This is a genomic window from Rhizobium sp. CECT 9324 (genome assembly GCF_918741265.1).
Lineage (GTDB): Bacteria > Pseudomonadota > Alphaproteobacteria > Rhizobiales > Rhizobiaceae > Allorhizobium.
Genome location: NZ_CAKKMZ010000001.1, coordinates 278,429 through 300,922 on the forward strand (window position 1 = coordinate 278,429; position 22,494 = coordinate 300,922).

The 22,494-nt window shown below is 60.5% G+C and carries 18 protein-coding genes and 1 pseudogene; 10 read left to right on the forward strand and 9 right to left on the reverse strand.

All coding sequences use genetic code 11. From position 1 onward, the window contains the following. Positions 1 to 6 precede the first annotated feature (6 nt). The 6 genes and pseudogenes from rlmH to LQ231_RS27260 form a co-directional block, all read left to right on the forward strand. Positions 7 to 489 (forward strand): 23S rRNA (pseudouridine(1915)-N(3))-methyltransferase RlmH, encoded by a 483-nt coding sequence (gene rlmH / locus LQ231_RS01305; RefSeq protein ID WP_230169988.1) that lies wholly within the window; start codon positions 7 to 9, stop codon positions 487 to 489. A 116-nt stretch (positions 490 to 605) separates the two neighbouring features. Beyond that, complete coding sequence (locus tag LQ231_RS01310) at positions 606 to 2,057, forward strand: murein hydrolase activator EnvC (RefSeq protein ID WP_230173205.1); 1,452 nt, start codon at positions 606 to 608, stop codon at positions 2,055 to 2,057. Further along, complete coding sequence (locus LQ231_RS01315) at positions 2,047 to 3,366, forward strand: S41 family peptidase (RefSeq protein WP_113142781.1); 1,320 nt, start codon at positions 2,047 to 2,049, stop codon at positions 3,364 to 3,366. Before LQ231_RS01310 ends, LQ231_RS01315 begins: the two co-directional genes overlap by 11 nt. Positions 3,367 to 3,444: 78 nt before the next feature. Continuing rightward, positions 3,445 to 4,626 (forward strand): divergent polysaccharide deacetylase family protein, encoded by a 1,182-nt coding sequence (locus LQ231_RS01320; RefSeq protein ID WP_230169989.1) that lies wholly within the window; start codon positions 3,445 to 3,447, stop codon positions 4,624 to 4,626. A 7-nt stretch (positions 4,627 to 4,633) separates the two neighbouring features. Continuing rightward, on the forward strand, positions 4,634 to 5,161 hold the full coding sequence (locus LQ231_RS01325; RefSeq protein WP_230169990.1) for an RNA pyrophosphohydrolase: 528 nt from the start codon (positions 4,634 to 4,636) through the stop codon (positions 5,159 to 5,161). 86 nt (positions 5,162 to 5,247) lie between these two features. Further along, positions 5,248 to 5,783 (forward strand): annotated as a pseudogene (locus LQ231_RS27260) (GAF domain-containing protein); the annotation flags it as partial. Positions 5,784 to 6,085: 302 nt separating this feature from the next. On the opposite strand, the gene bfr reads toward LQ231_RS27260, so the two are convergent. The 5 genes from bfr to LQ231_RS01365 all read right to left on the reverse strand — a co-directional run bounded on the left by bfr (position 6,086) and on the right by LQ231_RS01365 (position 13,832). Beyond that, positions 6,086 to 6,571 carry a bacterioferritin gene (bfr, locus tag LQ231_RS01345; protein WP_113142788.1) on the reverse strand — a complete coding sequence of 162 codons (486 nt, stop codon included), beginning with the start codon at positions 6,569 to 6,571 and terminating at the stop codon, positions 6,086 to 6,088. Positions 6,572 to 7,670: 1,099 nt separating this feature from the next. Then, entirely contained in the window at positions 7,671 to 7,991 is a 321-nt protein-coding gene (locus tag LQ231_RS01350; RefSeq protein WP_113142885.1) for a (2Fe-2S)-binding protein, read from the reverse strand. Between the two features lie 96 nt (positions 7,992 to 8,087). Continuing rightward, entirely contained in the window at positions 8,088 to 11,453 is a 3,366-nt protein-coding gene (locus LQ231_RS01355; protein WP_230169992.1) for an error-prone DNA polymerase, read from the reverse strand. Next, positions 11,453 to 13,003, reverse strand: a complete 1,551-nt coding sequence (locus LQ231_RS01360; RefSeq protein ID WP_230173206.1) for a DNA polymerase Y family protein — start codon at positions 13,001 to 13,003, stop codon at positions 11,453 to 11,455. The genes LQ231_RS01355 and LQ231_RS01360 overlap by 1 nt, the downstream gene beginning before the upstream one ends. Then, positions 12,903 to 13,832, reverse strand: coding sequence for a hypothetical protein (locus LQ231_RS01365; protein WP_230169993.1), 930 nt, complete (start codon positions 13,830 to 13,832; stop codon positions 12,903 to 12,905). Before LQ231_RS01365 ends, LQ231_RS01360 begins: the two co-directional genes overlap by 101 nt. A gap of 181 nt (positions 13,833 to 14,013) precedes the next feature. Between LQ231_RS01365 and LQ231_RS01370 the strand changes: the two genes are divergently transcribed. After that, entirely contained in the window at positions 14,014 to 15,927 is a 1,914-nt protein-coding gene (locus LQ231_RS01370; protein ID WP_230169994.1) for a propionyl-CoA synthetase, read from the forward strand. Positions 15,928 to 15,999: 72 nt separating this feature from the next. Here the strand turns inward: LQ231_RS01370 and LQ231_RS01375 are convergent, their stop codons facing one another. Next, positions 16,000 to 16,707 carry a DUF1013 domain-containing protein gene (locus tag LQ231_RS01375; protein ID WP_007605627.1) on the reverse strand — a complete coding sequence of 236 codons (708 nt, stop codon included), beginning with the start codon at positions 16,705 to 16,707 and terminating at the stop codon, positions 16,000 to 16,002. Positions 16,708 to 16,940: 233 nt separating this feature from the next. Between LQ231_RS01375 and acs the strand changes: the two genes are divergently transcribed. Further along, the gene (gene acs / locus LQ231_RS01380) at positions 16,941 to 18,893 is read left to right on the forward strand and encodes an acetate--CoA ligase (protein ID WP_230169995.1); all 1,953 of its coding nucleotides are present in this window, start codon (positions 16,941 to 16,943) and stop codon (positions 18,891 to 18,893) included. A 37-nt stretch (positions 18,894 to 18,930) separates the two neighbouring features. On the opposite strand, the gene LQ231_RS01385 is transcribed toward acs, so the two are convergent. The 3 genes from LQ231_RS01385 to LQ231_RS01395 form a co-directional block, all read right to left on the reverse strand. Continuing rightward, entirely contained in the window at positions 18,931 to 19,170 is a 240-nt protein-coding gene (locus LQ231_RS01385; RefSeq protein WP_230169996.1) for an excalibur calcium-binding domain-containing protein, read from the reverse strand. 110 nt (positions 19,171 to 19,280) lie between these two features. After that, positions 19,281 to 19,730: a thermonuclease family protein gene (locus tag LQ231_RS01390; protein WP_230169997.1), complete on the reverse strand. Its 450-nt coding sequence runs from the start codon at positions 19,728 to 19,730 to the stop codon at positions 19,281 to 19,283. Positions 19,731 to 19,781: 51 nt separating this feature from the next. Beyond that, a complete protein-coding gene (locus LQ231_RS01395) occupies positions 19,782 to 19,988 on the reverse strand; it encodes a DUF1674 domain-containing protein (RefSeq protein ID WP_230169998.1) in 207 nt (68 codons plus the stop codon). A 123-nt stretch (positions 19,989 to 20,111) separates the two neighbouring features. Between LQ231_RS01395 and htpX the strand changes: the two genes are divergently transcribed. Together htpX and LQ231_RS01405 are read left to right on the forward strand one after the other, a co-directional pair. Next, entirely contained in the window at positions 20,112 to 21,074 is a 963-nt protein-coding gene (htpX, locus tag LQ231_RS01400; protein ID WP_113142795.1) for a zinc metalloprotease HtpX, read from the forward strand. After that, the gene (locus LQ231_RS01405) at positions 21,065 to 22,453 is read left to right on the forward strand and encodes a transcription antitermination factor NusB (protein WP_230169999.1); all 1,389 of its coding nucleotides are present in this window, start codon (positions 21,065 to 21,067) and stop codon (positions 22,451 to 22,453) included. The genes htpX and LQ231_RS01405 overlap by 10 nt, the downstream gene beginning before the upstream one ends. Positions 22,454 to 22,494: the final 41 nt, after the last annotated feature.

The following is a 22,494-nucleotide window of genomic DNA, read 5'->3' on the forward strand; positions in this document are numbered from 1 at the left end:
GCCGTCATGAAAATTGGCATTTATGCCGTGGGCCGGCTGAAGGCTGGACCGGAGAAGGAACTTGCGTCCCGTTACCTGGACCGCGTTGCCAAGGCGGGACCAAGCTGCGGGCTCGAATTCACCCGCTCCGTCGAGCTCAACGAAAGCCGCGCCGGCAATGCCGAGACCCGCAAACGCGAGGAAGGCGCCGAGCTTTCCCGCACGGTCCCCGACGGCGCGCTGATTGTCGTCCTCGACGAGCGCGGCAAGGCGTTTGACAGCCCGGAATTCGCAAAATTCATTGGCGATGCCGCCGATAATGGCCAACGCGACATGGTCTTCATCATCGGCGGCGCCGATGGCGTCGATCCCGAATTGCGCGACCGGGCAAGGCTGGTGCTCAATCTCGGCCGCCTCACATGGCCGCATCAATTGGTCCGTATCCTGCTGGCCGAGCAGCTCTATCGCGCCGTCACCATCCTCACCGGACATCCTTATCATCGCGTTTGACCGCATGGGCGCAAAGCCGCTTTGCCTGCGCGGCAAATCAGCGTATTTTCCCGCCGAACCGGGATCAGCATTTGCCATCGATAACCACCCAGATGTCCCAGCCAGCCCTGACTGGCATGAGCGATGCGCGCAGCCGCAGACAGCCCACGTGGTTGTCGCGTGTTTTGCCCCTCGCCATCATGCTCATCACCGCGACCGCGCTGTCTGGCGTGCAGGCGCAGGAGCCGGCAATCACCGGATCGACACCTCCAGCCGCCGAGACCGGCGCACGCGTCCCCGCCACGACGACACCAGAAGTCCCCCCGACAAATGCCGAAGTGGAACTGCGGACAAAGCGCGACCAGATTGGCCGGGAACTGCAGGACATCTCGCAGACCATGCGGCTATCCAATGACAAGGCCGCCGAGCTGCAAAAAAGTATCGACGCGCTGGCCAAGACAACGGAGAGCCTCAAGACCGCCCTGATCGAGTCCGCCACGCGTCGCAAGGACATCGAGAAACAGATCACCAGTGGCGAAAAGCGGCTCGCTGATATCGGCATCAGGGAGGATGGCATCCGCGCCTCCTTCCGTGAACGCCGCGCCGTTCTTGCCGAAGTGCTGGCCGCCCTGCAGCGCATGGGTCGCAATCCCCCGCCGGCTTTGCTCGTCAGCCCCGAGGACGCGCTGGCCTCCGTGCGCACCGCGATCCTGCTCGGCTCCGTCGTGCCTGGCATGCGCCACCAGACCGACAAGCTCGCCGCCGATCTCAAAGAGTTGATCGACCTTCGAGAGGCCGGAAAGACGGAAATGGACCAGCTCGTGGCGGCCATTTCCAGCCGCCAGGAAGAAGAGCGCCGCATGGATCTGTTGCTTGCCGAAAACGATCGGCTGGCCCGCACCAATACGCTGCAGCTGCAGGCAGAACGCAAGCAATCAGAAGCACTTGCCGAACGCGCCTCCACCATGGAAGCGCTCATCCAGTCGCTGGAAAACGAGATCCTTTCATCCCGCCAGGCGGCCGAAATGGCCCGTGCCGAAGAGGCCAGGCGCGACCAGATGACCGAGGAACAGCGCACCCGCGCCCGTGAGCTTGCGCAGTCCGGATTGCCCGATAAAAACCGTATTGCGCCAGCATATCCCTTCTCGGATTTGCAGCAGAAACTGGAATTGCCGGCCGCCGGCGAGACCTTGCGGCATTTCGGTGATCCGGACGGAACCGGCCACCAGGCGCAGGGCATGGTCATTGCCTCGTCGCCGGGAGCCCTGGTCACCGCACCGGCGGATGCATGGGTGGTGTTTGCAGGAAATTTCCGAAGCTACGGCCAGATGATCATTCTGAATACGGGCGACGGCTATCATATGGTATTGTCCGGAATGGACCGGATCAGCACCAGTCAGGGCAAGTTTGTGCTTTCCGGTGAACCCCTCGCGACGATGGGTGAGAAAAGAGTGGCAAGCGCCACAGCTTTGGCGCTGGAAACCGACCGCCCGACACTTTACATAGAACTTCGGAAAGACGGAAAACCGGTTGATTCCCGCCCCTGGTGGGTCGGAGGCGATTCTGGAAAGGCACAGAATGATTCGTAGAGCTTCTCTTCTACTCGTCGGCGCACTGATGGGCGCAACCGCGATGAGCGTCATTTACTCGGCTGGTGTCCCCGCGCAAGCGGCTGGCCCTTCCACCTACAAGGAACTGTCGATTTTCGGCGACGTGTTCGAGCGCATCCGCGCCCAGTATGTCACGCCGCCGGATGAGGAAAAGCTGGTTGAGAGCGCGATCAACGGCATGCTCACCTCGCTGGACCCGCATTCCGTCTACATGAACGCCAAGGACGCGGCGGACATGCAGACCCAGACCCGCGGCGAATTCGGCGGCATCGGCATCGAGGTGACGATGGAAGAGGAACTGGTCAAGGTCATCACCCCGATCGATGACACACCCGGTTCCAAGGCTGGCATCCTCGCCGGCGACTTCATCTCCGAGATCAACGGCGAGTCGGTGCGCGGCCTCAAGCTTGAGGAAGCCGTCGAAAAGATGCGCGGCGCGGTCAACACCGCGATCAAGCTGACCATCCTGCGCAAGGGTGCCGACAAGCCCATCGAACTCAGCGTGATGCGCGAAATTATCCCGATCCGCGCGGTCAAGTCGCGCGTCGAAGGCGATGTCGGTTATCTGCGCGTCATTTCGTTCACCGAAAAAACCTATGACGATCTGGAAGCGGCGATCGAGAAGATCAAGAAGGACGTTCCGGCCGACAAGCTGAAGGGCTTCGTTCTCGATCTGCGTCTCAATCCGGGCGGTCTGCTCGATCAGGCGATCTATGTCTCGGACGCCTTCCTCGAGCGTGGCGAAGTGGTATCCACCCGTTCGCGCGATCCGGAAGACACCCGTCGCTTCAACGCCAGCGCAGGCGACCTGACCGACGGCAAACCGCTCGTCGTTCTCGTCAACGGCGGTTCGGCATCGGCATCGGAAATCGTCGCCGGCGCCCTGCAGGACCTGAAGCGCGCCACCGTTCTCGGCACGCGTTCCTTCGGCAAGGGCTCCGTCCAGACCATCATTCCGATGGGCGAAAAGGGTGCGCTGCGCCTGACCACGGCGCTCTATTACACGCCGTCGGGCAAGTCGATCCAGGGCACCGGCATCGAGCCGGACATCAAGGTCGAACAGCCGCTGCCGGAAGAACTGCAGGGCAAGGTCCGTGCCGAAGGTGAATCGGCACTGCCGGGTCACATCAAGGGCCAGAACGAGAACGATGAAGGTTCGGGTTCGGTCGCCTATGTCCCGCCGGAAGCAAAGGACGACGTCCAGTTGAACTATGCCCTCGACCTGCTGCGTGGCGTCAAGACGGACCCGGCCTTCCCGGCCGATCCGCAGAAGGCCTCGCTGCAGTAATCGAACAAGCCATAGCCTGCGCCCCGACGGGCGCAGGCGCCTGGGTTTCGACCCGTCGGTAGCCGTTGGAATTTCCGCATGGATCTGCATGCACCGCTCGGCCAGGAGCGAAAAGGCGGAAGTCGCGTCAAGCGACGGTTCCGCCTTTCGGCATTTGGTTCGACGGCCGCCGTGCTGGTGCTTGTCGGCTTTTCCGCTCTGACCGCACTCTCGCCGCTTCCCCTTCAAGGCACCCCGCCGATCATTCTCGCCGGCGCCGACGAAGAGACCCCCGTTGCCGTCGCTGAAGATAGAACCGCCCTCGACGAAGCGGGCTCGGGCCTCAGCCGGAGCCGGCCGCAGGATGGCGCCAACGTCCAGCGCACCGTGACCGATGACGGCTCCGTCGTGACCAAATACACGCCCAAGCCGCGCGACGGCGAAGGCCCGGTGATCATCGGATCGCACATCCAGGACCCGCGCCTGGCCGGCCAGCCGAATGATGACCTGCTCGAAGACAGCCCTGAAGGACGACTGCCGATCATCGGCGCCGATGGCTTGAAACCGGTCGAATTCTACGCCCGCCCCTGGTCCGGCGCCCGTGGCAACCGCATCGCCATCGTCATCGGCGGCATCGGGCTCAGCCAGACCGGCAGCCAGAAGGCCATCCGCGACCTGCCCGACGACGTGACGCTCGCCTTTGCCGCCACCGGCAACAGCCTCACCCGCTGGATGCAGGAAGCGCGCCGCAAGGGCCATGAAGTCGTGCTCCAGGTGCCGATGGAGCCCTTCGATTACCCCAACAACGATCCCGGCCGCGGCACGCTGGTCGCCGAAAAGGGTAAAGTCACCAATCTCGCCAACCTGCATCAGGCGATGGCGCAGATCACCAACTACACCGGCATCATGAACTATATGGGCGCGCGTTTCCTCTCCGACGAGAAAGCCATGGACCCGATCATGCGCGACATCGGCAATCGCGGCCTGCTGTTCCTCGACGACGGCTCGACCGCCCGCTCGCTGTCGGGCGACTTCGCCAAGGCGATCGGCATTCCCCATGCCTTCGGCGACGTGATGATCGACGCCCAGCTGGATCGCAAGGCGATCCTCGCCAAGCTTGATGAACTGGAACGCATCGCCCAGCGCAACGGCCAGGCGATCGGTATCGGCTCTGCCTTCGACGAGACCATCTCCGCCGTCGCCGAATGGCGCGAGGAGGCGGTCGCCCGCGGCATCGAGATCGTCGGCGTCTCCGCCCTGGCCACGGACAACAAGCCCTGAGGATATGATGAACAAAGCACCTGCACAGCCGGTCAAGGCCGAGGATCTTCCCTACCGCCCCTGCGTTGGCATCATGGTGCTGAACAAGGCGGGCCATGTCTGGGCCGGCCGCCGCATGGTTGAAGGCAATTCCGAATATGACGGCTCGCCGCAGCTCTGGCAGATGCCCCAGGGCGGCATCGATGCCGGCGAGGATGCGCTGCCGGCCGCCATTCGGGAACTCTACGAGGAAACCGGGATCAAGTCGGTTTCCCTGCTCGCCGAGGCAAGCCGCTGGATCAACTACGATCTGCCACCTGAACTGATCGGCATCGGCCTCCGCGGCAAATACCGCGGCCAGACCCAGCGCTGGTTCGCCTTCCGCTTCGAAGGCGACGAAAGCGAGATCGCCATCAACCCGCCGCCCGGCGGCCACCAGGCAGAATTCGATGCCTGGGAATGGAAACCGATGCAGGACCTGCCCGGCCTGATCGTTCCCTTCAAGCGCGCGGTCTATGATCAGGTCGTGGCGGAATTTTCACATTTGGCCGCCTGACGACCTGAGGCCTTTCCTGGTCACCAATTTCCGGCTCACCAATTTATGGCAGGCATTTCTATCTCAGCCTGTTGAGGAGATGCGCAATGGTGATTGCGAAAGCATTCGGGAAGTCGTCCGCAGAGAAGAAGAATCGGGAATTCGAGCGGCTGGCTGCGTTGGAGCAGCTCGACCTCCTCGACACCCCAAGAGACGAAGGCTTCCACCGCATTGTCCGACTGATCAAACAGGTGTTTTCCATCGACATCGGTCTGGTCACCCTGATCGATGCCCATCGCCAGTGGTACAAGGCCTGTTCCGGCATGTCCGTCAATGAAGTGCCGCGCGAAGACAGTTTCTGCCGCTATGTGGTCGATGACCAGGAACCGGTGGTCATTAAGGACGCAAGCATCTGCGTTTTGCACAGCATCCGGCAGTGACAGGCGACAGCCATATCCGCCTTTATGCCGGCGTCCCGCTGAAGACCAGAGACGGACATGTCATCGGAACAGTATGCGCCAGTGATCGCAACCCGAGACTCTTCACCGCCAGGGATCTCGCCATTCTCGAGGAGTTGGCCGGCGCCGCAATGGACCGCATCGAATTGCTACAGCAACCCGGATCCGCGCCACTGGACGATATCGCCCGAATATCCGGCTTCAACACGCTTGCCACGATGCGGCATCATTTTCGCTGCCGGCTTTCCACAAGCCCGGCCGCCTATCGGGCACGCTTTCGCCTCGACGCCTGACATGCGAAATCGTTGTCAGCCAGACGCATTGGTCTGAGATTGAATGCGATGCATAACGCTGCGGTCCCAGATGATTCCGGGCCTTGGCACCATCTGGCGCCCGGGCGGCCGATTTGATCGCTTGCGGTACCCAAGATGAAAAAGACCCCGGCGCACAGGGCGCCGGGGTCTTGAATAGGCAAGCAATCGACGGATTATTCGGCGTTGTCGGCCGAGTCGGCGTTGAGCTGGCCGTATTTTTCCTCGCCCAGCTTCGTGAGCAACTCGATCTGCGTCTCGAGGAAGTCGATATGGCCTTCTTCATCGATCAGCAGCTCTTCGAACAGCTTCATTGTGACGTAATCGCCAGCCTGGTGACAGACATCGCGCGATGCCTTGTAGGCGGTGCGTGCATCATATTCGCCGGCAAGATCGGCTTCGAGGACTTCCCTGACATTCTGGCCGATGCGCAACGCGCCGACCTGCTGCAGGTTTGGATGACCTTCCAGGAAGATGATGCGGGCAACCAGCTTGTCCGCATGCTGCATTTCTTCGATCGACTCGGCCCGCTCCTTCTTGGCGAGCTTGGTATAGCCCCAGTCCTCAAGCAGGCGGTAGTGCAGCCAGTACTGATTGACTGCGCCAAGCTCGAGGAAAAGTGCCTCGTTGAGCCGTTCAATGACCTTCGGATCACCCTTCATGAAATTCGTCCTCTACGTGAATGGAATGGCGGAACTCTACGCCCTGCTTGAAATTCTGTCGAGCAGTTTTTTAGAAGTATTCTAATATGGTTGCATTGCATTCGTGGTGAAAACCCACTGCGAAACCTGTCTGTCACCCCAACCGCTTTCCATGCAGCCACGCAGCCTTGAAACAGGGGATGAAACGCCGCGATTGAACATCGACCTCCGTGGGTCAACGTTGGCCTCCGCGCCATGCAAGCCCTGACATCGACCAACCGCCAGCTTTGGGCAAGGGCGCGGAGCCCGAGCATCCACAGGCTTACTCCATCATACCTGCATCCAAGCAGCGACAGCAGCATGATTGCGGTACCGCGAGCTGCCATGAGAAGTGCCATGAGGAACCGCGTCACATCGGACACCTTTAAAAGCCGCCTTTTCGTTCTACTGCACCTGCGCCTTCACACTCGAGGTAAGGCGCGCAGTGTTTCCCTTCGCAATGGTTTCGCCCACGATCGGTTTGTCGCGGCCGGACTTTCGTCGGCGGTGCCGTATCTCGTGCTCTCGAAGTGGGTTCAAGAACATCCTGCTCCGCGCTTTTGCCCATACGTCCAGAATGCCTCTGGCAGGAGATCCCTCCGCCTCTGAGGGTCATTCGTTAGGCCTGGTGTGGATCCGCTGAGCTTGAGAAAAGCGATTGATCAATGTCAATCTCGCGCCTCCTCAGGGACCATCGCTCACCCGTGGCCTCCTGCTTGCTCCCTGCCATTCTTGAGTGCAACCAAACACAACTCAGCCAGGCAAGCCCCGTTGTCGGACGCGCGCTCAAGGACGGGGTTTATGTCGCGCGGCAGCATCGCCACGGAACCAGATCACTGTCGGACATGCGAAACCAAGTGAGTTACCCGGGATGCAAAGCCACCTTCAACTCAAGCTGGGTAGGTAGTTTGGCCTGCAAGCAAGCGAACCAATCCGTCAAGCAATAATTGCCGGTGGAAGGAACGCACGCCCAGCACTCTGAAATAGCACCGATACTTACGCGAGCCCGACATGTCAAAAAAAAGAGGGAGAGATACTTATAGGCACATGCCCAATCGAGGCATCCCATGAAAGGCAGCTATCAGCCAGCGCGACGGGCCGCCACGGAGGCCAAGCGACGTTCCTGGATCGCGGCACGCTGCTCTTCATGGAAACGCTTCAGACGGTCCATGAAATCAACGACCTCGGCCGTCTCGGTCTCGCGGGCAGCGTGATAGTCTTCGGTCGTGCGGATAATCAGCTCGACCACATTTGGGAAGCAACCACAGCAACGACCGCGCTTGCCCATGGCATGATAGACCTTGGCGGGAACGATCAACTGCCAACAATCTTCATCAAGCAACTCAGTGATGACTGACTTGATGTCCTTGTCGGTGATGTAATTGCAGCTGCAGACCAGCATGAAGCGCACCGTCAAACATGACTCTTACTGTCGCCTTTCTGCTGAACCGGATGCGCTTTGTCAAGAAAAATCCGATGCACCGCGACATCCGGTCGCTCAGTGAAAATTGCGACCTTTCGGCATGACGCTTGCAATCGCAGCGCCGTCCGCCTTGCGTCCATCTGCCGGGTTTCGTTGCACCGCGAGCGACGCGCGGCTGCTACCCGTCGCGCCTTCCTTGCCCTGGCGATGATCGATACCCGGCCGTCGAACCTCATCGGCGCGGGCAAGCGTGGTAAAATCCTTCAGATCGCGTTGCAGGATACCGAGCCGGACCGTTGCATCAACCAGGTGATCGGCGACCACATGAATAACCCCATCCGCCTTTTGCAGCTTGCCGCGCAGACAGACGAAGCGCGCGCCCATGACGATTGCCCGATACTGTTCGAACACCTTCGGCCAGACAATGATATTGGCGACACCTGTCTCATCTTCGATGGTCATGAAGATAACGCCTTTGGCCGAACCTGGCCGCTGCCGCACCAGCACCAATCCGGCAATGAGGATCTTGTCGCCACTGCGCAGGGTCTCCAGATCGACGGCACGACGGAGCCCCGCTCGTGTCATGTCCGCCCGCAGGAAGGACACCGGATGGGCCTTGAGCGAGAAGGTGAGCGAGCGATAGTCGCTGAGCACCTCTTCGCCAGGCAGCATGTGCGGCAAAGCCATCTCGGCCTCCATGTGAATGCCCTCCTGCGGCACTGTTGCAAATAACGGCAACGTTTCCACCGCCTGTTCGCCATCCAGCGCCTGAGCTGCCCAAAGTGCATCGCGTCGCGCAAGTCCAAGCGACGAGAAACAATCCGCATCCGCCAGCTTTTCGATCACCGAACGCGTGAGGCGCGTGCGCAGCCAGAGATCGCGGACCGAATCGTAGCCTGATCCGCGTCGCGTCACGAGCAGATCCATATCCGTCTTCGAGACGCCCTTGACCTGCCGCAAACCCAGCCGCACCGCCTTTTCCGTCAGGATGACGCCCGCCATCGATCGATGGCGCGGCGAAATCCGCGCGGTTTCGAACTCGGCCTCTTCCAGCCCGGTGTCCCAATCGGAATGATTGATGTCGACGGGTCGCATCTCGACGCCATGCTCGCGCGCGTCACGGATCAACTGCGCCGGCGCATAGAACCCCATCGGCTGAGAGTTGAGCAGGGCGGCACAGAACACGTCTGGATAAAAGGCCTTGAGCCAGCAGGAAATATAGACCAGTAGCGCGAATGAAGCGGCATGGCTTTCCGGAAAGCCGTACTCACCGAAACCTTCGATCTGACTGAAACAGCGCTCGGCAAACGTCCGCTCGTAACCGCGTCCAACCATGCCCTCGACGAAGCGTATCTTGAAATCGCTGACTTGGCCGGTCCGGCGGAATGTTGCCATCGCTCGCCGCAATCGGTCGGCTTCGGCTGGCTTGAAACCGGCCGCCGTGATCGCGATTTGCATCGCCTGCTCCTGAAAAAGCGGCACGCCAAGTGTGCGGGCCAGCACCGGCACGAGCTCCGCCTTCGGATAGGTCGGTTGCCGGCCGTATTTTCGAAACTCCTGCCGGCTTTTCAGATAGGGATGCACCATATTGCCCTGGATCGGTCCGGGCCGGACGATCGCCACCTCGATCACCAGATCGTAGAAAACGCGCGGCTGCAGCCGCGGCAGCATGCTCATCTGCGCACGACTTTCGATCTGGAAGACGCCCAGTGTATCGGCCCGGCAGATCATGTCATACACCGCCGGCTGCTCATCATTGAAGATCGAGGCAAGCGTTTCCGTGCGCCGGTAGTGTTGCTCCAACAGCTTCAATGCCTTGGAAAGACAGGTCAGCATGCCGAGCGCCAACACGTCGATCTTCAGGATCTTCAGCGTATCGAGATCGTCCTTGTCCCATTCGATCATATAACGGCCGTCGGCCGTATTCATGACCGGAACCACCTCGTCGAGCCGGTCGCGGGTGATCACGAAGCCACCGACATGCTGGGACAGGTGGCGCGGGAAGCCCTGAATGCGGTCGGCATAATGCATCACGCGCCGCGTCGTCGGATCGCCAAGATCGAGCCCGGCCGCCTTGGCCTGTTCCTCGGTGAAATTCTTTGTCCACCAGCCCCAGATCGAACCGGCCAGTGCCGATTGCACATCATCCGAAAGGCCGAAGACCTTGGCGACTTCGCGACCGGCCGAACGAGCCCGGTAGCTGATCACCGCTGCCGTCAGTGCTGCATGTTCACGTCCGTAAGCCTTGTAGATGAACTGGATGACCTCCTCGCGCCGGCTGTGCTCGAAATCGACGTCGATATCCGGCGGCTCGTCGCGCTCCGTCGAGATGAAACGGTCGAACAGCAGGGTCGTCTTTTCCGGATTTACCTCCGTGATCCCGAGGCAGTAGCAGACCGCGGAATTGGCCGCCGATCCGCGCCCCTGGCACAGGATTCTTTCGCTTCGGGCATGATTGATGATCCGGTGGACGGTCAGAAAATAGGGTTCGTAGCGTTTATCGCCGATCAGTTTCAATTCGTATTCAAGCAGGCCCTGAACTTTTGCGGGGATATCCCTGTCGGGAAAACGCCTTGCTGCACCTTCATAGGTCAATCGCCGCAACACATCAGCCGGGGCTTCCCCATCGATGCTCTCATCGGGATATTGATGGCTGAGCTCATCGAGTGAAAAGTGAAGCCGGCTAAAAAACCTCTGTGTTGCCTCAATTGCCTTGGGCTGGAGTCTGAGCAGACGGGCCATCTCCAGAGGCGTCTTCAGGTGCCGCTCGGCATTCACCGCAAGACGAAATCCCGCCTCGGCGACCGTAACATGCTCACGAATGGCCGTGACAATATCGGCAAGCGGCTGGTGTTCGGCGAGCGCGTAGAATGGGTCATTGCTGGCAATCAGCGGCAGGCTCAGAGACTGCCCGATAGCGGCCAGCTCGGCAAAGCTCTGCCGGTCGCGTCCATTGTGACGGGGCACCAACACCAGATAGAGACGATCGGCGAGATGCGGTAAAAGACGCTTGAGGCAAGCACGAAAACCGTCAACCTGCGCGTGGTCGGTCAGGTCCGGTGGCATGGCGGCAAACAGCAGATTCTCCGACCAGTCCAGAAGATCGGCCTCGTGAAGCCTGCAACTGCCTTTTTCGGATCGCAGGTTTCCAACGCTGAGCAGACGGCAGAGTTGGCCCCAGCCACGCCGGTTCATCGGATAGGCCAACAGATCCGGCGTCTCGTCGGCAAACACCAGCCGAGCCCCGGGACGAAAGGCATAGCCATGCGCCTTGGCCACGGCATGCATGCGTACAACGCCCGCGACCGTATTCCGATCGGCAAGCCCCAGACCTGAAATGCCGAGCGCTTTCGCTGCCAAGACCATGTCTTCCGGATGCGCGGCACCCTCGAGAAAGGAAAAATTGCTCCGCGCGCCAATCTCGAAATAGACCTGCTCCATCAGGCAAACACCCCCTGCATGTACCAGCTCGGAATGTCGGAACCGCGCTCGTAGAGCCCTTCGCGAAACAGCCAGAAACGGTGGCCGGCGCTGTCTTCGATACGGAAATAATCGCGTGGCTTATGCTTGTCGTCGTCGACCCACCATTCCGCTGCCAGCCGTTCGGGCCCCTCCGCACGCGCCACCCGGTGCCGTGTCCGACGCCAGCGAAAGCTCGCCGGCGGACCATCCGGCACCTCGGCTGTCACTTCCACCGGTTCCGGCCGGGTAAACAGCCGGATCGGCCGCTCGCCCCGGAGCGGCGAGGCATGGGGTAGTCGGCCTGGCGACAGGCCATCGCCCAACGGAGCCAATGTCGCGGCCCGATCCGGCCAATGGCTGGCCAGCGCCACCGGTACACTCAGACAGCGGGCCCCCTGCCGGGCGCAAACCTGGTCGATAAAGCGACCGAAACGTCCTTCCGCTTCCGCCTCCTGATCGAACAGCGGCTGACTGGGCGACAGGCTCTCGCTGCGCAACACATTGAGCCTGACCAGCTCGAAACCGAAGCCGGCATCCAGATCATCGCGCAGCACCTGCAGCCTTTCCGAAAACAACGATCGGATCCGAACCGCATCGTTCAGGGGCCCCGATGTGCCGACCTCGATGCGGAACACCCGTCCATCCACGCGAAAAAGCAGAAGTTCAAACAGCCGACCGCCTTCGCCCCGGGCTTGAAGGCCAGCCTTCAAGCCACAAGCAAGTCGACCGGCAAGATCGAGAATCTGTGCCTCCATGCTGATCGGCTCCGCCAGGCGTCGCTCGACCGAAAGCATGGCGAGTGGCCGGCGCGGCGATATCGGTTCGCCTTCACGGCCCAGCGCCCGGTCCAGACGCAACAGCGGCTCAGGTCCGAACCGCCGCATGATCGGCCCCCGTGGCGCCGTCATCAACTCTCCGATGTGCTTGAGGCCGACCTTGGCGAGCGTCAGACAGGTTTCGGCTGCAAGCCGCAATGCCTTCATTGGCAAGGGGGAAAGCACTGCGGGCATCTCGTCAGCCGCAATGATCTGCGCCCGGGAGAAACGAGCCGCAGCCCAGGCGAGGCCTGGCGTGGGCGCAACCGATCCGCGTACATCGAGGCCGAAATCGGTCAGGCGCGAGAGAAGGTCGTCCAGCAACCTCGCCTCGCCACCGAAGAGATGCGCACAGCCGGTGATGTCGAGCACCAGCCCGTTCTCGCCATCGATGGCCACCAGAGGCGTGTAACGATCGCACCAATCCGCCAGCGCATCGAGGAAATGTCTGTCGGCCTGCACATCGGCCTCGATCACATCGAGCGACGGACAAATCGCACGTGCCTCGGCCAGCCCCTGACCGACACGCAGGCCAATCGCCTCGGCCGCCTCGTCGAGCGCTGTCAAGCGCATGGCATTCGAGATCCGCTCGGCACAGACGATCGGCGCAGGGTCAGGACGCCCGGTCGAGCGCCACGACAGTCCCCATCGACGGCGTGCGATCCGATCGGTTGCCAGTCTCGGAAAGAAGATCGCCAGGATACGCCGGTCCAGGGGATGCGACGGATCCGGCAGAGAGAGGGTAAAGGCGGCGCTCATGGATGTTCCACTCCAGAATGAACTGAGACAGCCCCGGCGATCGGGACTTCTCGACAAGGACACGAAAAACGGGATGGCCAATGCTGCCGCCAAGCAGGCTGCCGTCCGAGAGTTTGCGCGCCACCGCTGGCGCCGGTTCGACAAGCAGGCGCAGAGGAGCGCTGGAAGCCTCCTCCTCTCCGGCCTGACGAAGGAGAAAAAGGGCACCGCCTGTATCGCGTGAGCGCAGACTGAGGCGGCGGCTTTCGGTCAGCCCGAATTTCTTGGGGTTGCCATGCACTTCGAGAAGCACGGCGGAAAAGGCACGTGAGGTCAGCGCCGCATCGGCAAGCCAGAGCGCATCCTCCATGCGCCGCGGCATGGCATGCACCAACTCGCCAGGCTCAAGACCAAAATCGACAAGGCCGGGTGCATAGACCATGCCCGCCTCGCGCCCGCCAAAGGCATCGGCAATCAGAAGAGAACGACGTGGCGCGCCATTGCGGCCCTTGAGCAACCGGGCAAGAGCGAGCACAAACCCGCTGGCCGATCCCGCATCCTGCATGCGCTGGCTGCGGATCTCGACCATCACGCCCGCCCGCACGATCTCGGCCATCAGCTTGGCGAACTCGACATTTTCAGAAGCTGCCGCAACAGGCTCCATCGGCCGGTCGGACGGTGTTGACAGATAGGCATGGTCGGGTTCGGCCGCCATGCGGGCGGCATGGCTCGCCTTTCCCTCGATCAGGGCGACGGCCTGTCTGAGGGCAAAAAGCTGCTCCTGCGCCTGAGGGCCTGCGCCCATGACGGTCTCTCCTGCATAATGTTCACTTTATGTTCTATAAATTCCAGAGCTCCGCCCAAGAGTCAACCGGATTCATTCGAATACCTTTGGCGTAGCTCTTTCGTCTGGGTTTCCACCGACCCATCGGCTTCCTACACTTGCCAATAAGACAAGAGGCATGCATGGCATCGGGAGGATCGACATGCGGGGCAACTATCAGGAAACCTATGCCCTCTGGCAGGCAGATCCAGAACAATTCTGGCGCACGGCCGCCGCGCAGGTGCATTGGTTCAAGGCGCCGGAAAAAACCTTCGATCCGGATCAAGGACCGTATGGAAGATGGTTCGTCGGCGGTGAAACCAATACCTGCTACAACTGCATCGACAGGCATATAGCGGCCGGCCACGGGTCCGAAACCGCGCTGATTTACGACAGTCCGATGACCGGACAGACGGCACGCTACTCATACGATCAGATGCTGAGCGAGGTAAGCGCGATTGCCGCAGTGCTGCGCAATCATGGGGTCGGCAAAGGCGACAGGGTCATCATCTACATGCCGATGATCCCGGAAGCGGTGTTTTCCATGCTTGCCTGCGCCCGCTTGGGTGCGGTCCATTCGGTGGTCTTTGGCGGATTTGCCGCGCATGAACTGGCGACCCGTATTGACGACTGCGGCGCAAAGGTCGTTATCGGAGCGAGTTGCGGCCTGGAGCCGGGGCGGATCGTTCCGTACAAGCCGCTTCTCGACCATGCCATCGACATAGCCAAGGTGAAACCTGACTACTGTTTTATCCTGCAGCGCGACCAATACCACGCCCCCCTGCGCTACGAGCATGGGGATGTCGATCTTGCCCAGGCGGCCGAGGCCGAGAAGATCAATGGTTCAAGCGTAGACTGCACGCCCGTTCTGGCGACCGATCCGCTCTATATTCTCTACACGTCCGGAACCACGGGCCAGCCGAAGGGTGTCGTGCGCGACAATGGCGGGCACATGGTGGCACTCAACTGGACCATGGCCAATATCTACGGCGTGAAGCCGGGCGAGGTTTTCTGGGCTGCCTCCGATATCGGCTGGGTCGTCGGCCATTCCTATATCGTCTACGGCCCGCTGCTCGCCGGCAATGCGACGGTCATCTTCGAGGGGAAACCGGTGGGCACGCCGGATGCCGGTACTTTCTGGCGTGTGGTCAGCGACCATGACGTGAAGGTGCTGTTCACAGCACCGACGGCCTTTCGGGCGATCCGGCGCGATGACCCGGAAGGGGAACATGTTGCGCGGTACGATCTGTCGGGTCTGCGCGCTCTTTTCCTGGCGGAAGAGCGAGCGGATCCGGAGACGCTGAAATGGGCCGAGCGTATTTTGAACATCCCGATCATCGACCACTGGTGGCAAACCGAGACCGGCTGGGCCATTGCCGCCAATCCGGCCGGTCTCGGGCTCTTGCCGGTGAAACATGGTTCACCGGCGAAACCGATGCCTGGTTACGACTTGGAGATTCTGGATGATGCCGGTCATCCTGTCGCCCACGGAACACTAGGCAACATCGTTGCCAAACTCCCTTTGCCTCCTGGTTGTTTGGTGACCTTCTGGGGCGCGGACGAGCGCTTCAGGACATCCTGCCTCGAAGAATTCCCCGGCTATTACAAGACAGCCGATGCCGGCGTGATCGACGACGACGGCTATGTCTTCGTCATGGCGCGCACGGATGACATCATCAACTGCGCTGGACATCGTCTTTCTACGGGGGCGATGGAAGAGGTCTGCGCCATGCATCCGGATGTGGCAGAATGCGCCGTCATCGGCATTGCCGACGAACTCAAGGGGCAGATACCCTGCGGCTTCCTCGTGTTGAAGAAGAATGTGCACCGGGATCATGCAGCCATTTCAAAAGAGGTGGTGCAACTGGTGCGCGATGAGATCGGTCCAGTCGCGGCTTTCAAGACGGTGCTGATGGTCGATCGCCTGCCCAAGACACGGTCAGGCAAGATCCTGCGCGGGACGATGCAGAAGATCGCCGACGGCCTTCCCTGGAAAATGCCGGCGACCATCGATGATCCGATTGTCTTGGACGAGATTTCCGCCGTGCTCAAAGCCTGTGGCCAGGTGGCTGCCTGATCTGGCCAAAGAAAAGCCCCGGGCGCTGATGGTGCGACCGGGGCTCGGTGTCTGGTGGAACCGGAGGGACGATCAGTACTGATCGTCGTCCTCGTCCTTGTTGCGGTCGGACTTGAGCGACTGCAGCTTGGCGAATACGGCGTTGGCGTCGATCGTCTTTTCTTCGTCGCGGTCGCGGCCATAGCCGAAGTCGAGGTTTTCGGTCTCGGTGGCGGCCTGCAGCGTGGCGCCGAGTTCGGCAGCGGTCGGCAGCGGACGGCCCTTAGAAGCCTTTTCAACTTCGAGGTCGAGATCGATCTGGCTGCAGAGCCCGAGCGTGACAGGGTCCATCGGCGTCAGGTTGGTCGAGTTCCAGTGGGTGCGCTCGCGGATCTGTTCGATGGTCGATTTGGTCGTGCCGACCAGACGGGAGATCTGTGCGTCCTTCAGTTCAGCATGGTTGCGAACCAGCCAGAGAATGGCGTTCGGACGATCCTGGCGCTTGGAGACCGGCGTGTAGCGCGGACCACGACGCTTGGATTCGGGAACACGAACCTTCGGCTCGGAAATCTTCAGCTTGTGGTTCACGTCCTTTTCAGCCCGGGCGATCTCGTCGCGCGACAGCTGACCTGTCGCGATCGGGTCCAGGCCCTTGATGCCCTGCGCCGCTTCGCCGTCGGCAATCGCCTTGACCTCAAGCGGGTGCAGTTTGCAGAACTGGGCGATCTGGTCGAATGACAGCGCCGTGTTGTCGACGAGCCATACGGCCGTTGCCTTCGGCATAAGCAATGTCTGTGCCATGGATACAATCCTTCTGAGGTCCGCGCCGGTTGTCGCGAGCCGTGGGTTTAAACCACTATTTCCGGGAATTCGGCGTCCTTATACCGATTATGTAACGAAATTGCAATTCGCGAAGTAACGAATGACCTTTGTCTAATTGCTGGACGCTTCTGAGTTGATAAGAATGGGTACAAGAGGCCCGAGGAGGACGGTCCGAAGTTCGACAGTCCTGGCCGTTAAATGAGGAGGAGTTAATGTCAGCCAAGACCTATCCGGTGCTCAAGTCGGCGAAAGCCCAGGCCCTGATCGATGAAGACAAGTATCGCAAGTGGTACGAGGAAAGCATCGAGGATCCCGAGAAATTCTGGGGTAAGCACGGCAAGCGTATCGACTGGTTCAAGCCTTATACCAAGGTCAAGAACACGTCTTTCAAGGGCAAGGTCCCGGTCAAGTGGTTCGAAGACGGCCTGACGAACGTCTCCTACAACTGCATCGATCGCCATCTGAAGACCAATGGCGAACGGGTGGCGATCATCTGGGAAGGTGACAATCCGTATATCGACAAGAAGATCACCTATAACGAGCTCTATGATCATGTCTGCCGCATGGCGAACGTGCTGAAGAAGCACGGCGTGAAGAAGGGTGATCGCGTCACCATCTATATGCCGATGATCCCGGAGGCGACGTATGCGATGCTCGCCTGTGCCCGCATCGGCGCCATCCATTCGGTGGTCTTTGGCGGCTTTTCGCCGGAAGCACTGGCCGGGCGCATCGTCGACTGCGAATCGACCTTTGTCATCACTTGCGATGAAGGCGTGCGTGGCGGCAAGCCGGTGGCGCTCAAGGAAAATACCGACATCGCCATCGATATTGCTGCCAAGCAGTATGTGATCGTCAACAAGGTTCTGGTTGTGCGCCGAACCGGCGGCAAGATCGGCTGGGCTCCCGGCCGCGATGTCTGGTATCATCAGGAAATCGTGACGGTGAAGGGCGATTGCCCGCCGGCAAAGATGAAGGCGGAAGATCCGCTGTTCATCCTTTACACGTCAGGCTCGACGGGCAAACCCAAGGGCGTGATGCACACGACCGGCGGTTATCTGGTCTATGCCTCGATGACGCATGAATATGTCTTCGATTATCACGATGGCGATGTCTATTGGTGCACGGCCGATGTCGGCTGGGTGACGGGCCATTCCTATATCGTCTATGGACCGCTGGCCAATTGCGCGACGACGCTGATGTTCGAAGGCGTGCCGAATTTCCCCGATCAGGGACGCTTCTGGGAAGTGATCGACAAGCACAAGGTCAACATCTTCTACACGGCACCGACCGCCATCCGCTCACTCATGGGCGTCGGCGACGAGTTTGTGAAACGCTCCTCGCGCTCCAGCCTCCGGCTGCTCGGCTCTGTCGGCGAGCCGATCAATCCGGAAGCCTGGGAATGGTATTACAACGTGGTCGGCGATCAGCGCTGCCCGGTTGTCGATACCTGGTGGCAGACCGAGACGGGCGGTATCATGATTACGCCTCTGCCTGGCGCGACCGCACTGAAACCCGGTTCGGCCACCCTGCCGTTCTTCGGCGTCAAGCCTGAACTGGTCGACAATGAAGGGAATGTGCTGGAGGGGGCGGCCGACGGCAATCTCTGCATCACCGACAGCTGGCCTGGCCAGGCCCGTTCCGTCTATGGCGATCACGATCGCTACGTGCAGACCTATTTCTCCACCTACAAGGGCAAATATTTCACCGGTGACGGCTGCCGGCGTGATGAGGACGGCTACTACTGGATCACGGGACGTGTCGATGACGTCCTCAACGTCTCGGGTCACCGCCTGGGAACGGCGGAGGTCGAATCGGCGCTGGTCTCGCATCATCTTGTCTCGGAAGCCGCCGTCGTCGGCTATCCGCATGGCATCAAGGGCCAGGGCATCTATTGTTATGTCACCCTGATGGCAGGACATGACGGAACGGACGCGTTGCGCCAGGATCTGGTCAAACACGTCCGCACCGAGATCGGCCCGATCGCAACGCCGGACAAGATCCAGTTTGCCCCGGGCCTGCCGAAGACCCGTTCCGGCAAGATCATGCGGCGTATCCTGCGCAAGATCGCGGAGGATGATTTTGGTGCGCTCGGTGACACCTCGACCCTGGCCGATCCGGCGGTGGTCGATGACCTGATCGACAACCGGCAGAACCGCAGCGCTTGATCCGATCTTGGAAAGGGCTCTCCAACGAGGGCCCTTTTCAGCAGCCGATCGATTGGCGGATTTCGTTGACCTGGTCGACCGAACGGCAGACGTTTTCGCAAGGAATTCCGTCACTGTCGGCATCTGCGCGCCGATAGCCGCCGCACCAGAGCTCAACTGCCTCTTCACAACTGGATACCTGCTTGCAGGTGCGGCCCGCGACGAGAACCAGATTTCCGGTTTCCTGTGCCGCTGCCGTTTCCATGACGGCGAGCAGGGGGATCAGCGAAAGCAGCATTTTGAGGGGTTTGGGACTTTTTCGGCGGCTGGTTCTGGTCATCGGCGGCATAGAAGCCATTTCTGCCGCAGATTGTCTAGGTATTTTATGCAGCCAGAAATTGTTTTAGGCTACCCGGACGGGCAGTCGTGTCGTGTTTTTGCATTGCCCTTGTAGGGTTCCGCCAGCCCTTGCTCCAGCAGGAGTTCGGCCGGGCGTCGGCCATCGGCGAGAACTAGGGTAGCGACGACCCGCCCGAAATATTTGTCGCCTGAGATTTCGGTCAATTCGACCTGTTGTTGATCCGACATCAGGCTTTTCAGCTGGTCTTGTGCCTTACGGGCCGCCTCGCGGAAAGCCGGACAGCTGGATTTCAGTTCCGGCGTGTCGATGCCACGCAGTCGGACATAAGTATTGATGCGGTGATCCGGCCAGGGCATGGCTTCAACCAGAACGGTATCACCATCGATCACGCGCACCACTTCGGCCATCACCGGGCCTTCGATATATTGGCCAGCGTCCCCTGTTCCCGGCTGAAGCAAGGCCAGCAGCATGACGATCGGTGCGTGATATCTGAACATAAAAGGAATATATTCCGATAACACCGTGTCGGCAATAGGAATATTTACAGCTCAAAAGTCGATCGCGCGGCCCTTGATCTCCCAGTCGCCGAAACGCGCTGGATCAGATCCTCCCCGACCGCCGATTTCCGCAGCAGGCTTGGCTGGCTTCTCCCGCTTGCGCCGTTCCTCGGCTTCGGCGAGTGCCCGTTTGGCTGCCGGACTCAGTTCGCGCGCCGGTTCCGGCGCCATGTCTTCGTGTTCTTGATCTTCGGACATAACTACACCTCTATTTCGCGGTTTTTATGCGCAAACATTGAAATTGGCATTGCCGCTTTTTAAATCAACGGATGAAATCGGCAACAGGCCCGTTGCCGCATGCATATCTCATAGGAGCAAGACATGAACTTCATGCGCACGGCAATGTTGCTGGCCTTCATGACGGCGCTCTTCATGGGCGTCGGCTTTCTGATCGGTGGCCGTGGCGGGATGATGATCGCGTTCATCGTTGCAGCGGGCATGAATTTTTTCTCCTACTGGAACTCCGATCGCATGGTGCTCTCCTCCTACCGGGCACAGGAGGTCGATGAACGCACGGCGCCGGAATTCTACCTGATGGTCAAGGAACTGGCGCGCAATGCCAATCTGCCGATGCCGCGTGTCTACGTGTTCGACAGCCCGCAGCCGAACGCCTTTGCCACTGGCCGCAATCCGCAGAATGCAGCCGTGGCCGCCTCGACCGGCCTGCTGCAGCGCCTGAACCCGCAGGAGGTCGCGGGCGTCATGGCTCATGAGTTGGCGCATATCGAAAATCGCGATACGCTGACCATGACGATCACCGCGACGCTGGCCGGCGCGATCTCCATGCTCTCGAACTTCGCCTTCCTGTTTTCCGGCAGTCGCGACGAGCGCAGCAATCCGCTCGGCTTCATCGGCGTCATTGTTGCAATGATCGTCGCGCCACTGGCCGCCATGGTGGTGCAGATGGCGATCAGCCGGACACGGGAATACGCCGCCGACCGGCGCGGCGCCGAGATCAGCGGCAATCCGCGCGGGCTTGCCTCGGCGCTGCAGAAAATTGCCGGCGATGCTGCCCATATCGAAAACATGGATGCCGAGCGCAATCCGGCAACGGCCCATATGTTCATCATCAATCCGCTCAGCGGCCGGCGTATGGACAATCTGTTTTCGACCCATCCGGACACGCGCAACCGTATCGAGGCGCTTCTGGCGATGACCGACATTCAGCCGGGGGTATCGACGCCAACCGGTCCCGCTGCTAATGCAAGGCCCAAAGCGCGCTCCGTTCCGAACACCGGATGGGGACGTGGCAACTCCGAACCGCCCAAAGGACCATGGTCTTGAACGATAAAGCACCGGGAAAACCGCAGAAGCACTTGAACAAGGGCAATGGCGGATCCCGTCCGGCGGAACAGGCCGAGGCAAAACCAGGCCTCGATGCACGTATCGCGGCATCTCGCCTGCTGGCGGCCGTGATTGAACGCAAGACGCCACTGGACGGCATGCTCGATGCCGAACATGGCAATCCGGCATTCCGGGCCTTGAACGAAGCCGATCGCGGGCTGGTTCGCGCGATCCTGCACAGCGCACTTCGTCATCTGCCGCGCATTGAAGCGATCCTGCACGAATTGCTCGATACGCCGCTGCCGGAAGGCGCCCGCTCGCTGCACCATCTGCTGGTCGTCGCCGCAGCGCAGATGCTCTACCTCGATGTTCCGGATCATTCGGCGGTCGATCTGGCTGTCGAGCAGGCCAATCGTGATCCCCGCAGCCGCCGCTTTGCCAAGCTGGTAAACGCGATCCTGCGCCGCGTCGGGCGCGAGAAGGAAGCACTGCTGGAGTGGGTTAATGACATTCCCTGCATTCCGGAATGGTTCCTGAAGCGGTTGATTGCGGTCTATGGCCTGGATCACGCCCTGGCGATTGCCGAGGCTCAGTTGCAGCCGGTAATGATCGATCTCACGGTCAAGAACGATGCCCAGGGCTGGGCCGACAAACTCGGTGGCCAGGTCCTGCCGTCCGGTACTGTGCGTTTGGCGCCTTTCAAGGGCAGCATTCCCTCGCTCGAAGGCTTCGAAGATGGCGAATGGTGGGTCCAGGATGCTGCGGCCGCCATTCCTGCCAAGCTCTTTGGCGACCTGAGCGGCAAGCGCGTTGCCGATCTTTGCGCCGCACCCGGCGGCAAGACCGCGCAGCTTGTTCTGGCTGGCGCCGCCGTGACTGCGGTCGAACAGTCCGCTTCCCGTCTGAAGCGACTTCAATCCAATCTTGAGCGGCTTCGTCTTTCCGCTGAATTCGTCACCAGCAATCTGCTTGATCTCGATGGCAGCACGGTCTTTGACGCCATCCTTCTCGATGCGCCCTGTTCGTCCACCGGCACCACCCGCCGACATCCCGATGTTCTTTGGAGCAAGGACGCCGAAGACATCGCCAAGCTCGCAGCCCTGCAGGAAAAACTGCTCCGACATGCCCTCACCTTGCTGGCCCCGGGCGGACGCATTGTCTTTTCGAATTGCTCGATCGACCCGTCAGAGGGGGAGCAAGTCGTCGACCGGGTTCTCGCCGACCATCCGGAGTTGAAACTCCTTCCGATCGGCAAGGAGGATTGGCCAGGTCTGGACGCTGCAATCACCGATCGCGGTGAATTCCGCACCACCCCGGCGATGTTGCACGCAGAGGGTGGTCTCGATGGATTCTACGCTTGCGTAATTGCTAAAATTTAGCGAAATATTCAATAACACTGTTAGAACCTGAAAATCCCGCT